Source organism: Paraplanobispora takensis (assembly GCF_016863195.1).
GTDB lineage: Bacteria > Actinomycetota > Actinomycetes > Streptosporangiales > Streptosporangiaceae > Planobispora > Planobispora takensis.
Genome location: NZ_BOOK01000005.1, coordinates 237,650 through 251,070 on the forward strand (window position 1 = coordinate 237,650; position 13,421 = coordinate 251,070).

The following is a 13,421-nucleotide window of genomic DNA, read 5'->3' on the forward strand; positions in this document are numbered from 1 at the left end:
AAAGCAGAACCTCGTCATATTTCAGAGGAAACTTCGGGAAAAATTCCTTTTTGTGATGGAGTTCACATTTCGCGGATCATGTTTGCCCTGGTGAAGACGTCGTCGAGCATTTCGGCGGTCACCCGGCCGGTGAAGGTGTTCTGCTGGCTGGGGTGGTAGCAGCCGAGAAGATGTGCGGGACTTTCGCCTCTGGTGATCTCGACCTCGGCGCCGTGCCCGAAGGCGGGGCGGGGACGGGGCAGCACGTATCCGGCCTCCCTCAGCGCGGGCCACACGGCCTGCCAGGCGAAGCCGCCCAGCGCCACCACCACCCGCAGGCCGTCGGCCACCATCGCGATCTCCCGGGCCAGCCAGGGGAAGCAGGCCGCCCGCTCCTCGGGCGCCGGCTTGTTGTCGGGCGGCGCGCACCTGACCGCGGCCGCCATCCGCGCGCCGACGAGGCGCTGGCCGTCCCCCGCGTGGACGCCGGTCTCCTGTACGGCGAAGCCGGTCCGGTACAGCGAGGCGAACAGCCAGTCCCCGCTGCGGTCGCCGGTGAAGATCCGCCCCGTGCGGTTGCCGCCGTGCGCGGCCGGGGCCAGCCCCACGATGAGGACCTGCGGCTTGTCGTCTCCCCAGCCGGCGATCGGCCTGCCCCAGTAGGTCTCCTGCGCGAACGCCCGGCGCTTGACCGTGGCGACCTCCTCGCGCCACGCCACCAGGCGGGGACAGGCCCGGCAGACCGACTGCCGGGCGGTGAGCTCGGCGAGCGCGGGGCTCGCGGCGGCGAGCTCGGCCACCTGCGCGGGGTCGTGCGCGACGGGCGTGTCCGGCCGGGCGGGGTCGTCGGGCCAGCCGGACCCGGGAGGAACGAAGGTCATGTCCCCGATCGTGCCACCCCGCCGCCCCGGGACCCGCGCCGCCTCGCACCGATGCGCCGAACGGGGCGGGGCGGGGGCGGGGCGGGGGCGGGGCGGGGGCGGAGAAGCGAGAGGCGGCGCCCGCACGGAGCGGGCACCGCCTGTCACTTCAGATCGGACCGGGGATCAGGTGATCCCGGCCTCGGGCCGGAACGGGGATCAGGCGTTCTCCGCCTTCTTCTCCTCCTCCTTGGGCGCGGGGGCCGGGCAGGAGTAGTCCCAGGTGACCGTCTTGGCGTCCGAACCCGGGTGGACGACGCTCACGGTGAACGCGCCCTTGGACTTGACGAACAGCTCGCTCACCGAGAACGTGCCGCCACCGGGGCCGACGCGCTTGATGACCGTGGTGGGGGCCTCGCCCGCGAGGGCGTAGCGGTACACCAGCTTGGTCTCGCCGGAGACCTTGATGGTGCCGGTCACCTTGGCCGAGGGCTTGCCGACGACGCCGCCGCAGGTGCTGTTGTCCTGCTCGACGTTGAGGGAGACCTCAGCGGTCACGGGGGCCTTGCAGAACACCTTGCCCCAGACGGTGCCGGTGGTCGGCCCGTTGTAGATCTCCAGGGCGCGGGAGGCCTTGCCGGTCTCCGTGGCCTGCCAGGAGTCGGTCACGGTGGTGGAACCCTTGACGTGGACGGTCTCCCAGGAGCCGGCCACGCCGTTGCGGATCCAGCGGTACTTCACGTGGTCACGACCGTGCGAGAGGCTGATCGTGCCGCTGAAGGTGCGGGTGACCGGGCAGCTGCCCACGTAGGTGTCGGGCTCGCCGACCGAGGCGCTCACCTTCGGCGACCAGTCCTTGCACCAGATCTTGAAGCCGACCTTGTCGGACGCGGTGCGGACCGGGTCCACGATCTCCAGGACCGCCCAGCCGCGCAGGCTCCTGTCCGGTCGGATCACGTGGACGACCTTGCGGGAGTCGTACACCTTGACCGCGTCGCGCTCGACGACGTGACCGTTGACGACCCAGCGGTAGTGCACCCAGCGCGGGCTGGAGGCGGTGATGCGGCCGATCAGGGCGGCCTCACACTTGCCCTCGTCCACCCACGCCTGCGCGCCGATCACCGGGCGGACGACGTGCTTGCCGCCGTCGTCGCCACAGGAGACCTTGAAGTAGCCCTTCTTGGAGGTCACCGGGCGCGGCGACAGGACCTGCAGGGCCTGCCAGCCCTTGACGTCACTCTTGAAGGTGCTCGACTCCTTCACCGTGACGCTCTTGACGCCCTTGCCCACGACGAAGGTCTTGACCTTGCTCTTGGACCCGTCCCCGTGCAGCCAGCGGTAGGCGACCGTGGTCTTGGACTTGACGGCCTTCACCTTGATGCTCGCGGAGAAGGTGACCCGTACCGGGCACTCCCCCTTGTGCTTGGCGGGCGAGGCCTTGGGGGTGCCCGCCGAGACGGCGGGCTTGGGGGATCCGCTGGCCGCGGCTGCGGGCGAGGCCAGCAGACCCGTCGCCATGGTCGCCAGCATGGCCGCGCCGGCTCCCATCGCAGCTAATCTGCGTGCTAATCCGGACTTCATGAGGGGGTGTGCTCCGTTTCGTTGGGAAGCGATAAGCGCTCCGGAGACGGTTGCCGCCCCGACAACAGCTGTGCCGGGCCCCACGGCAAAGCCTCACTAAAGCGTCTTTACCTAATCACAAAACGGAAGGATCTCTCAATACTCCCTTGAGGGGGGCTTTGTCCAGATCCAGTTACACCCGGGCCACGGACCACGCGATCCCGTCGAGGATGTCGCGTTCGCTGACGACGACGTCGGCGAAGCCGTACCTGTCGAGGATCCGGTCCAGGATGAGCGCCCCGGCCCCGATGACGTCGACCCGCCCGGGATGCATGACGGGGATCGCCGCCCTTTCCGCCTGGGCCGTCTCCAGCAGACGGCGGGAAACGGCGTGCACCTCGTTTACCGGAATTCGCGAGTGATGAATTTTATGCGGATCATATTCGTCCAGCTCAAGTGCTATTCCGGCGACCGTCGTCACCGATCCCGCGAGCCCGACCAGGGTCAGCGCCCGCTCCACCGGAACCTCCTGCGCGACCCGGTCGAGCGCGTCGTCGATGTCGGCGGTCATCGCCTCGACGGCCCCGGCGGACGGCGGGTCGCCCGCCCCGCGCAGGTGCCGCTCGGTCAGCCGGACGCAGCCGATGTCCACCGAGATCGCCGCGTCCACGTGGGTGGAGCCGACCACGAACTCGGTGGAGCCGCCGCCGATGTCCACCACGAGGTACGGCGGGCGGGTGCCGTCGGGGGTGGGCAGGCCCGTCTCCGGCGACAGGCGCACCAGGCCGCGCGTGGCCCCGGTGAACGACAGCTCGGCCTCCTCGGCGCCGGTGACCACCTCGGGCCCGACGCCGAAGATCTCCCGGACGCCGTCGACGAAGTCCTGGCGGTTGGCGGCGTCCCTGGTGGCGCTGGTGGCCACCACGCGGACCGCGGAGGCCCCGTGCCGGTCGATCAGCTTGGCGTACTCGCGCATCGCGGTGAAGGTGCGCTCCAGGGCCTCGGGGGCCAGCCTGCCGGTCTCGTCCACCCCCTGGCCGAGCCGGACGATCTCCATGCGCCGTTCGACGTCGTGCAGGGAGTCGTGCGAGATGTCCGCCACCAGCAGGCGGACGGAGTTGGTCCCGCAGTCGATCGCGGCGACGCGCTTCACCGGTCGTCCTCCTCTGAGGTGGTCGTGTCGTTCGCTCCGGCCCCGGCTGCGACCCCGGAGGGGTCGTCCACCAGGCAGCACGGGCCGTCGGCCCACCACTCGCCGAGCAGGTCGAGCGCCTCACGGCCGAAGGGGTTGACACCGGGCACCGCGAGCTCGTGCCCGACCAGGGCGTGCAGGCACTTGACCCGCTCCGGCATGCCCCCCGCGCTCTGCATGCCCCGGGGCAGCGGCTCCAGGCCGTCCTCGGCCGCCGCCTTGTCGCGGCGCGCGACGTAGTCCTCGTGCGCGGCCCGATAGGCCGCGGCCAGCTCGGGGTCGGCGTCGAGCCCGGCGCGCATCTCCCGCATCAGTCCCGAGGTCTCCAGGGTGCCGATGGCGGAGTTGGCCTTGGGGCAGGTCAGGTAGAACAGCGTGGGGAACGGCGTGCCGTCGGGCAGCCGCGGCGCGGTCTCCACCACGTCGGGCAGCCCGCACGGGCAGCGGTGCGCCACCGCCCGCAGTCCTCGGGGCGTGCGGCCGAGCTGCAGCTCCACCGCCGCCACGTCGCGGTCATCCACCATCTGCGGCATCCTCCGGCACCTCTTCGCGAAAACGGCGTCCAGGCTATCGGTCGTCAGCCTCCGCCCGCTTTCCTGCCCTTCCCGGTGTCGGCGGCCTCAACCGACTCCCAGAGCGTCTGGTACCAGGGCGGCTTGACGGCGACCGGCTTCTGCGGGGCCGCGTCCTCGCCCTGGGCGGGGGTGTCGTCCATGACGACGTAGCACTTCTGGCCGGGCTCGCAGTAGAACAGCCGCTCCCTGGCCTGCCGCTTGATGTAGGCGGGGTCCTGCAGCTGCCCGCGCCGCTCGTCCAGCTCCTTGATCTTCGCCAGGAGCTCGGCGCGCTGCTCGGTGAGCTCGGTGATGCTGCGGCGCTGCGCGATGTACTCCCTGACGGGGTAGGCCAGGCTCATCGCGATGGCGCACACCACGACCGCCAGCACCGCCGCCCGACCCGTCAACTGCGGCCGTCTGCCCACACACCCTCCCGCTCTCGCGTTCCGCCCTGCGGCGCTCCCGCCGTACGGCCGGCGCCCGCGGGTGAGCGCGGGCGCGGGCCGTACGGTGCGAAAACTACCGCCGGAAGCGCGGGAACGCGGCGCGACCCGCGTAACGGGCGGCGTCGTCGAGCATTTCCTCGATTCGCAGCAGCTGGTTGTACTTGGCCACCCGGTCGGACCTGGCCGGGGCGCCGGTCTTGATCTGACCGCAGTTGGTGGCCACCGCGAGGTCGGCGATGGTGGTGTCCTCGGTCTCGCCGGAGCGGTGGCTCATCATGCAGCGGTAGCCGTTGCGGTGGGCCAGGTCCACGGCGTCGAAGGTCTCGGTCAGGGTGCCGATCTGGTTGACCTTGACCAGCAGCGCGTTGGCCGTGCCCTCGGCGACGCCGCGGGCCAGGCGCTCGGGGTTGGTCACGAACAGGTCGTCGCCGACGAGCTGGACCTTGTCGCCGAGGGCCCGGGTGATGGCGTTCCAGCCCTCCCAGTCCTCCTCGTTCAGCGGGTCCTCGATGGAGACCAGCGGGTAGTTGGCGACCAGGTCCTCGTAGAAGGCGATCAGCTCGGCCGAGGAGTGGCCCTTGCCGTCGATGGTGTAGACGCCGTCCTTGTGGAACTCGGAGGCGGCCACGTCCAGGGCCAGCGCGACGTCCTCGCCCGGCGTGTAGCCGGCCTTCTCGATGGCGACCAGGATCAGGTCCAGCGCGTCGCGGTTGGAGGGCAGGCTGGGCGCGAAGCCGCCCTCGTCGCCCAGGCCGGTGGCGTAGCCCTTCTCCTTCAGCACGGACTTGAGCGCGTGGTAGACCTCGGTGCCCGTCCGCACGGCCTCGCGGAAGCTCTCGGCCCCGATCGGCGCGATCATGAACTCCTGGATGTCCACGTTGGTGTCGGCGTGCGCGCCGCCGTTGAGGATGTTCATCATCGGCACCGGCAGCACGTGCGCGTTCGGCCCGCCGAGGTAACGGAACAGCGGCAGCTCGGCGCTCTGCGCGGCGGCCTTGGCCACCGCCAGGGAGACGCCCAGGATGGCGTTGGCGCCCAGGCGTGCCTTGTTCGGCGTGCCGTCCAGGTCGATCATGACCTGGTCGATGCTGCGCTGCTCGGCGGCGTCGAATCCCAGGATCTCGTCGGCGATCTCGTCGGTCACGCCGAGGACGGCCTTCTCCACGCCCTTGCCGGCGTACCGCTCGTCGCCGTCGCGCAGTTCGACGGCCTCGAACTGGCCCGTGGAGGCCCCGCTCGGCACCGCGGCGCGGCCCTCGCTGCCGTCGTCCAGAAGGATGTCGACCTCGACCGTCGGGTTGCCCCGGGAGTCAAGGATCTCGCGGGCGGTGACGCCCTCGATGGAAGCCACGAAGCGCTCCTAAAGTCGCAGGACAGTTTGCCGCAAAAGCCTATCGAGACCTACTTCTCAGTACGGCTACCGCCCGGGTCCGGCGTTTCCCGGCGCGGCGTCCGGGGCGTGGGCGCGGATCCGGTCGCGGTAGGCGCGGGCGGCGGCGCGCAGCTCGGCCTCGGGGTCGAGCCCCTCGGCGTGCGCCTGCCGTACCAGCTCGAACAGACGGCCGCCCAGGCCCTCGGCCGGGGGCTCGACGGGGACGCCAACCCGCTCGGCGCGGCGCAGCAGCTGGGCGGCCAGGGAGAGCGCGGGCTGGCCCATCGGCACGCCGTCCACGACGGAGCCCGCGTCGCCGCCGTTCTTGGCCGCGCGCTCGGCGGCCTTGATGGTCTCCCAGTTGTCGCTGACCTCTTCGGCGCCGCTGACCGCGACGGCCGCGAACACGTGCGGGTGGCGGCGGACCAGCTTGTCCACGATGCCCCCGGCCACGTCGTCGACGTCGAAGCCGCCCTCGGCGCGGTCCTGGGCGACGCGGGCGTGGAAGACCACCTGCAGCAGCAGGTCGCCCAGCTCCTCGCGCAGCGCGCCGTGGTCGCCCTCCTCGATGCTCTCCAGCACCTCGTAGGCCTCTTCGATGAGGTACGGCGCCAGCGACTCGTGCGTCTGCTCGCCGTCCCACGGGCACGAGGTGCGCAGGCGGTCCATCACCGCCACGAGGTCGAGCAGCCGCGCCCCCGGCAGGTCGTAGGAGCCGGGCACGATCTCGATCACCGGCGGGTCCTCCAGGGACACCGCGGCGTGGCCGATCGCGCGCATCAGCGCCTCGTCGGCCTCCAGCCACACCACCGTCCCGGCCTGGGCCTGGCGGACCAGGGAGGCCGGGTCCGGCTGCACGACCTCGACGTCGACACCGGCCTCGGCCAGGTAGGGCAGGTGCGGGTGGTCCGCCGAGGCGGTGCGCACCGGGCCCTCCGACAGGGCCTGCCAGGCGCGGTGGCTGAGCAGGCCCGGGGCGACCCTGGGCGAGGTGGTGACGACGATCAGCGGCATGCCGGGGTCACTGGGCGCCGGCGGGACCGGACAGGGCGCCGAAGCGATTGTTCTCGATGAAGAAGTCGGAGCCGTCCTGGGCCTGCGGCTGCGGGTTGTTCTCGCCGTAGCGCGGGTTGCGGGTGACCGGGACGGCCTTGGCCTCCTCGCTCAGCTTCTGCGCCGCCGCCTGCTGGGAGGCCTCGTCCTGGCCGGCGCCCAGCTTGGCCATCAGCTTCTGCTCGACCAGGGAGGCGCGCACCAGCCTGTCCAGGTCGGAGGGGGGCACGCCGATGGAGACGGCGAGCTGCTCGCGGGTGCTGCCCTGGCGCTGCTGCAGGACCTGGGCGAGGAACGACTCGACCTCCGCCTGGGTCACCGTGACGCCGTTTCGGGCACCGAGCTGGTCGAACTGGCTGATGACGATCAGGTTCGCCAGGATCGCCTGCGGGATCGACCCCCGGATCTGCAGCTGCTGGCGGGAGACGCCCGCCGTGGTGATGGCCTTCTCGTACTCCTTGACGTCGGCGTTCAGCTCGCTGGTGCTGATCCGCTGGTCACCGACGATGGCGGCGGCACCGGCCTGCGACGGCGAGCAGGCGGTCAGCGCGGCACCGGCGGCCACGACCGCCAGGATGACGCGCACTCGAGTCGACTTCACATGCGATCCCTTCACGACAAACGCCGTATCACTTTACCGGCACGGCTTGGAGGAACATCGCCTCGACCAGGTCGCCGCACCATTTGAGCAGGTCGAGATCGCGCAACGGCTGCCCGCCGAGCGGCTTGGTCTTGGGCACGGGCACCAGCAGTATGTCGGCTGCCTGCTTCAGCAGCGCCTTCGGGTAGAGCCGCTGGAGCCTGACCTGCTGGGAGTCCCTCAGGCTGACCGGGGCGAACCTGATGTTCTGGCCCTGCAGGGTGACGTCGGTGAGCCCGGCCTTCCTCGCCCTGATCCGGAAGCGGGCGACCGCCAGCAGGTTCTCCACCTCCTGGGGCGGCCGGCCGTACCGGTCGGTGAGCTCCTCGCGCACGGCCGCGATGTCGTCGTCGGTGCAGATCGCCGCGATGCGCTTGTAGGCCTCCAGGCGCAGCCGCTCGGAGGTCACGTAGTCGTGCGGGATGTGCGCGTTGATCGGCAGCTCGACCTTGACGTCGGGGCGCTCCTCCTGCTCGGCGCCGCCGGTCAGCTTGGCCTTCTGCTCCTGTACGGCCTCCGCCATCATCCGCACGTACAGGTCGAAGCCGACGCCCGCGATGAAGCCCGACTGCTCGGCGCCCAGGATGTTGCCCGCGCCGCGGATCTCCAGGTCCTTCATCGCGACGTACATGCCCGCGCCCATCTCGGTGTGCTGGGAGATGGTGGCCAGGCGCTCGTGCGCGGTCTCGGTGAGCGGCTTCTCCGGCGGGTACAGGAAGTAGGCGTAGCCCCGCTCGCGGCCCCGGCCGACGCGCCCGCGCAGCTGGTGCAGCTGCGACAGGCCGTAGTTGTCGGCCCGGTCCACGATCAGCGTGTTGGCGTTGGGCACGTCGAGGCCGGACTCGACGATCGTGGTGGAGACCAGCACGTCGAAGTCGCGCTCCCAGAACCCCACCATGATCTTCTCGAGCTGCTGCTCGTTCATCTGCCCGTGGGCGACGGCGACGCGGGCTTCGGGGACCAGCTCGCGGATGCGGGCGGCGACCTTGTTGATGCTCGCCACCCGGTTGTGCACGAAGAAGATCTGGCCGTCGCGCATCAGCTCGCGGCGGACGGCGGCGGCGATCTGCTTCTCGTCGTACGGCCCGACGAAGGTGAGGATCGGGTGGCGCTCCTCCGGCGGGGTCAGGATCGTCGACATCTCGCGGATGCCGGTCAGGCCCATCTCCAGCGTGCGCGGGATCGGCGTGGCGGACATGGCCAGCACGTCGACCTGGGTGCGCAGGTGCTTCATGGCCTCCTTGTGCTCGACGCCGAAGCGCTGCTCCTCGTCGATGATGATCAGGCCGAGGTTCTTGAAGCGGATCTCCGGGGAGAGCAGCCGGTGGGTGCCGATCACCACGTCCACCGCGCCGTCGCGCAGTCCCTCCATCGTCGCCTTGACCTCGGCGTCGGTCTGGAAGCGCGACATGGGCCGCACGTTCAGCGGGAAGCCGGAGAAGCGCTCGGTGAAGGTGGACAGGTGCTGCTGGACCAGCAGCGTGGTCGGCACCAGCACCGCCACCTGCTTGCCGTCCTGCACGGCCTTGAACGCCGCGCGCACCGCGATCTCGGTCTTGCCGTAGCCGACGTCGCCGCAGATCAGCCGGTCCATCGGGACGGGGCGCTCCATGTCGCGCTTGACCTCGTCGATGGCCTCCAGCTGGTCGCCGGTCTCGGCGTAGGGGAAGGCGTCCTCCATCTCGCGCTGCCACGGCGTGTCGGTCCCGAAGGCGTGCCCCGGCGAGGCCATCCGCGCGCTGTAGAGGCGGATGAGCTCCCCGGCGATCTCCTTGACCGCCTTCTTGGCCCGGGTCTTGGCCTTGGCCCAGTCGGCGCCGCCCATCCGGTTGAGGGTGGGCGACTCGCCGCCGACGTAGCGGGTGACCTCGTCGAGCTGGTCGGTCGGCACGTAGAGCCGGTCGCCCTTGGCGTACTCGATCACGAGGTACTCGCGGGTCGCGCCCTGCACGGTCCGCTGCACCATCTCGACGTAGCGGCCCACGCCGTGCTGCTCGTGCACCACGTGGTCGCCGACCTTGAGCTGGAGCGGGTCCACCATGTTGCGGCGGCGGCTGGGCAGCCGCCGCATGTCCTTGGTGGAGGCCTTCTGCCCGACCAGGTCCAGGTGGGTCAGCACGGCCAGGCCCGGGCTCACGAAGCCGTGGTCGACCAGGCCCGTGGTGACGTGCACGACCTTGGGGTCCGGCGCCCGGTCGAGGTCCGCGGTGAGGCGCGCGGGCAGGTCGACGCCCTTGAGCAGCTCGACCATCCGCTCGGCGGGGCCGTGGCCCTCGCTGAGCAGCACGACGACCTTGTCGTCCAGCCAGCCCTTGATGTCGCCCAGCGCCCGCTGGGTGTCGCCCCGGTAGGCCTCCGCCTCCCGGGCGTCCAGGACCAGCGCCCCGCCCGGACGGCCGCCGTCCGGGTCGTCGCCGGCCGGACCGCCGCCGCTCAGGTCGCTCCCGGCGAAGGGGGCGATGGACCACCACGGCTGCCCGAGCTCGCGCGCGTGGTCGCGCACCTCCTCCAGCGAGCGGAACGCCGCCGCCCCCAGGTCGATCGGCGCCTCCCCGCCGGCCGCGGCGTTGATCCAGGAGGCCTCCAGGAACTCCTGGCTGGTGCGCACGAGCTCGTCGGCCCGGCTGCGGATGCGCTCGGGGTCGCAGACGAAGATCGCCGACTGCACCGGCAGGTGGTCGATCAGCAGGTCCATCTCCCCGGCGAGCACCGGGGCGAACGCCTCCATGCCCTCCACCGGCACGCCCTCGGCCAGCTGGTCCAGGATCTCGGCCAGCGCCGGGTGGTCGGCGGCCAGCGCCGCCGCCCTGGCCCTGACCTCCCCGGTCAGCAGCAGCTCGCGGCAGGGCGCGGCGAACAGCCCGTCCTCGGCGACCTCCAGCGAGCGCTGGTCGGCCACCTTGAACCAGCGGATCTCCTCGACCGTGTCGCCCCAGAACTCCAGGCGCAGCGGGTGCTCCTCGGTCGGCGGGAAGACGTCGAGCAGCCCGCCGCGCACCGCCACCTCACCGCGCTTCTCCACCATGTCCACGCGGTGGTAGCCGTTCTCCACGAGCCTGTGGACGACGGCGTCCAGATCGGCGTCGTCGCCCGCGCGCAGCCGGATCGGCGCCAGGTCGCCCAGGCCCCGCACGATCGGCTGGAGCACCGCGCGGATCGGGGTGACGACCACCCGCAGCGGGCCGGCCGCCGCGTCGCCCGCGACCGGGTGGGCCAGGCGGCGCAGTACGGCCAGGCGCTGGCCGACGGTGTCGCTGCGCGGCGACAGGCGCTCGTGCGGCAGGGTCTCCCAGGCGGGGAAGACGGCGACCGCGCTCTCCCCGAGCAGGCTGGACAGCGCCGCCGTCAGGTCCTCGGCCTCGCGTCCGGTGGCGGTCACCGCCAGCACGGTCCGCCCGGCCGGTCCCCCGTCCCTGGCCAGCGCGGCGACGGCGAAGGGCCGCAGCGCCGCGGGCGCGATGAGCGAGACGTCGGAGACGTCTCCCCCGCGCACGTCCGCCAGGACGGAGGCCAGCTTCGGCTCGCCCACGACAAGGTCAAGCAGTCCGGAAAGGCTCATCAGAATTCGCCCACAGCCCCACGACGGCAACACGACAGGCCCCCGGCCGGCACAGGACGGGGGTCACCGGTCCAGGGTACTTCGCCCGCGCCGCCGATCCGCAGGAACCGAGCCACCTGAGAGATTTGTAACGGATCGACTACTGTTGGTGATATGACTGACGTGCAGTCGACTGCGACACGAAGCGACCTGTTCACCCGGCGGATCCGGGAGCACCGGACCGACAGGCCGGGCCGCCGGCTCGACGTCCTGATCGCCGGGTGCGGCCTGCCCGACCCCCTCGACCTCGACCGGGCGCGGGTCCGCGTCGTCGGGATCGACGAGGACATCCCGGCCGTGCGGTCCGCCATGGCCTCCCGCACGGACCTCGACTCGTGGGCGCTGGGCGACCTGCGGACGGTGCCCGTGCCGCCGCGGGCCTTCGACATCGTGTACGTGCCGTTCCTGCTGGAGCGCATCCGGCATCCCGAGCTCGTGCTCGACCGGCTGCTGGCCGGGCTGCGGCCGGGCGGCCTGGCCATGCTGCGGATACGCGACCGGGCCTCGGCGTACGGCATGTGCGTCCGGATGACCCCCTCCCCGCTGCGCCGGCTGCTGTGGCGCAGGCTCGTCCCCGCGGGCACGGTCGGCCCGCTGCCCGCGGTGTACGGCGAGGCCACCTCGCGGGAGGGCGTCCACTCCTTCTGCCTGGCCCGGGGGCTGATCGTCACCGACGAGGTGCTGGAGTCGAGCGGCCCGGCGGCGAGCGGGCCGCTGGGGCGGGTGGCGTGCTCGGCGGTGCAGACCGCCTCCGCCGGCCGCTTCCCGGCCTCCCACGACACGATCGGCATGATCGTCCGCAAGCCGCACAACCATTTCGCGCGGCTGATCTGACGAGGCAGGTTTGATGTGGGACAACTTGAATGGCTACAGTGGTGATATCCGACTAATTCGATCGGAATTGTGGAGCAGATGACGGCGCCCTTCGAGTGGACCCCCGACGCCCGTGAACTCGCCGACCTGGAGCTGCTGCTCTCCGGCGCCTACCGGCCGCTGACCGGCTTCATGAGCGCGGACGACGCGCACGCGGTCGAGGAGCACGGCAGCATGGGCGACGGCACGCCCTGGCCCGCGCCCGTCACGCTCGCGCTTCCCGGCGACCACCCCGCCGCCCCCGGCGACCGGATCACGCTGCGCGATCCCGAGGGCGCCCCGCTGGCCGTCCTGACCGTCACCGAGCGCGCCCACGGCCTGGTCGCGGGCCCGGTCGAGGCGCTGGGCACCCCCGAGCACGGACCGTTCGCCCGGCTCCGGCGCAGCCCCGCGGAGATCCGCGGGGAGCTGGCCGGCCGGGAGACCCTGGCCGTCACCATGCGCGGGCCGCTGGACGACCTGAACGAGATCACGGCCACCGCCGAGGAGCTGGAGGCGACGATCCTGCTGCTCCCGCTGGCGTTCGGCGAGGGCGGGCCCGCCGTGGTCCGCGCCGCGCTGAAGGCCCGCGACAAGCTCGGCGGGGACACCCGTGTGGCGGTGGTCCCCCTCGCCCCCCGCGACGACCACGCCGTCGACCTGGAACTGCGCGAGCGCGTGGCCGAGGCGTACGGCGCGACCGAGCACCTGGCCGGTCCCGAACCCGTCACGCTCCCCGGGCCCCCGCACCGGCGCGGCCTGGTCGTCTTCTTCACCGGCCTGTCCGGCTCCGGCAAGTCGACCGTCGCCAGGGGGCTGCGGGACGCGCTGCTGGAGCGCGGCAGCCGTACGGTCACCTACCTCGACGGCGACGTCGTGCGCCACCTGCTCTCGGCGGGACTGGGCTTCTCCCGGGAGGACCGCGACCTCAACATCCGGCGGATCGGCTTCGTCGCGGCCGAGGCGGCCCGGCACGGCGGGCTGGCGATCTGCGCGCCCATCGCGCCGTTCGCCTCCACCCGCGAGGAGGTCAGGGCGATGGTCGAGGCCGTGGGGGCCGACTTCCTGCTGGTCCACGTGGCCACCCCGCTGGCCGAGTGCGAGCGCCGCGACCGCAAGGGGCTCTACGCCAAGGCCCGCGCCGGGTCGATCCCGGAGTTCACGGGCATCTCCTCCCCCTACGAGGAGCCCGAGGACGCGGACCTGACCGTCGACACCACCGGCGTCTCCGTCGAGCGGGCCGTCGAGACAGTGCTGGACCCACTCATTCAGGGAGGCTGGGTGCGTTGAGGACGAACTCCACCAGCGGACG

General features: G+C 71.8%; 11 protein-coding genes. 2 read left to right on the forward strand and 9 right to left on the reverse strand.

Features of this window, described 5'->3' with window-relative positions:
- Positions 1-62: 62 nt before the first annotated feature.
- The 9 genes from Pta02_RS05370 to mfd all read right to left on the reverse strand — a co-directional run bounded on the left by Pta02_RS05370 (position 63) and on the right by mfd (position 11,218).
- Positions 63-860 carry a uracil-DNA glycosylase gene (locus tag Pta02_RS05370; RefSeq protein WP_203873527.1) on the reverse strand — a complete coding sequence of 266 codons (798 nt, stop codon included), beginning with the start codon at positions 858-860 and terminating at the stop codon, positions 63-65.
- Positions 861-1,058: 198 nt separating this feature from the next.
- The gene (locus Pta02_RS05375) at positions 1,059-2,387 is read right to left on the reverse strand and encodes a hypothetical protein (protein ID WP_203873528.1); all 1,329 of its coding nucleotides are present in this window, start codon (positions 2,385-2,387) and stop codon (positions 1,059-1,061) included.
- A 205-nt stretch (positions 2,388-2,592) separates the two neighbouring features.
- Complete coding sequence (locus Pta02_RS05380; RefSeq protein ID WP_203873529.1) at positions 2,593-3,552, reverse strand: Ppx/GppA phosphatase family protein; 960 nt, start codon at positions 3,550-3,552, stop codon at positions 2,593-2,595.
- Positions 3,549-4,115, reverse strand: coding sequence for a DUF501 domain-containing protein (locus tag Pta02_RS05385; RefSeq protein WP_203873530.1), 567 nt, complete (start codon positions 4,113-4,115; stop codon positions 3,549-3,551). The genes Pta02_RS05380 and Pta02_RS05385 overlap by 4 nt, the downstream gene beginning before the upstream one ends.
- Before the next feature lie 53 nt (positions 4,116-4,168).
- Entirely contained in the window at positions 4,169-4,573 is a 405-nt protein-coding gene (locus tag Pta02_RS05390) for an FtsB family cell division protein (RefSeq protein ID WP_203873531.1), read from the reverse strand.
- Positions 4,574-4,667: 94 nt separating this feature from the next.
- The gene (eno, locus tag Pta02_RS05395; protein WP_203873532.1) at positions 4,668-5,945 is read right to left on the reverse strand and encodes a phosphopyruvate hydratase; all 1,278 of its coding nucleotides are present in this window, start codon (positions 5,943-5,945) and stop codon (positions 4,668-4,670) included.
- A 66-nt stretch (positions 5,946-6,011) separates the two neighbouring features.
- Positions 6,012-6,980, reverse strand: a complete 969-nt coding sequence (locus Pta02_RS05400; protein ID WP_203873533.1) for a nucleoside triphosphate pyrophosphohydrolase — start codon at positions 6,978-6,980, stop codon at positions 6,012-6,014.
- A 7-nt stretch (positions 6,981-6,987) separates the two neighbouring features.
- On the reverse strand, positions 6,988-7,620 hold the full coding sequence (locus Pta02_RS05405; RefSeq protein WP_203873534.1) for a SurA N-terminal domain-containing protein: 633 nt from the start codon (positions 7,618-7,620) through the stop codon (positions 6,988-6,990).
- Positions 7,621-7,648: 28 nt separating this feature from the next.
- Positions 7,649-11,218 carry a transcription-repair coupling factor gene (mfd, locus tag Pta02_RS05410; RefSeq protein WP_203873535.1) on the reverse strand — a complete coding sequence of 1,190 codons (3,570 nt, stop codon included), beginning with the start codon at positions 11,216-11,218 and terminating at the stop codon, positions 7,649-7,651.
- Between the two features lie 153 nt (positions 11,219-11,371).
- Here mfd and Pta02_RS05415 point away from each other — a divergent pair, with 153 nt between their 5' ends.
- Together Pta02_RS05415 and cysC are read left to right on the forward strand one after the other, a co-directional pair.
- On the forward strand, positions 11,372-12,091 hold the full coding sequence (locus Pta02_RS05415) for a class I SAM-dependent methyltransferase (RefSeq protein WP_203873536.1): 720 nt from the start codon (positions 11,372-11,374) through the stop codon (positions 12,089-12,091).
- Between the two features lie 78 nt (positions 12,092-12,169).
- Entirely contained in the window at positions 12,170-13,399 is a 1,230-nt protein-coding gene (cysC, locus tag Pta02_RS05420) for an adenylyl-sulfate kinase (RefSeq protein WP_203873613.1), read from the forward strand.
- The last annotated feature ends 22 nt before the right edge of the window (positions 13,400-13,421 follow it).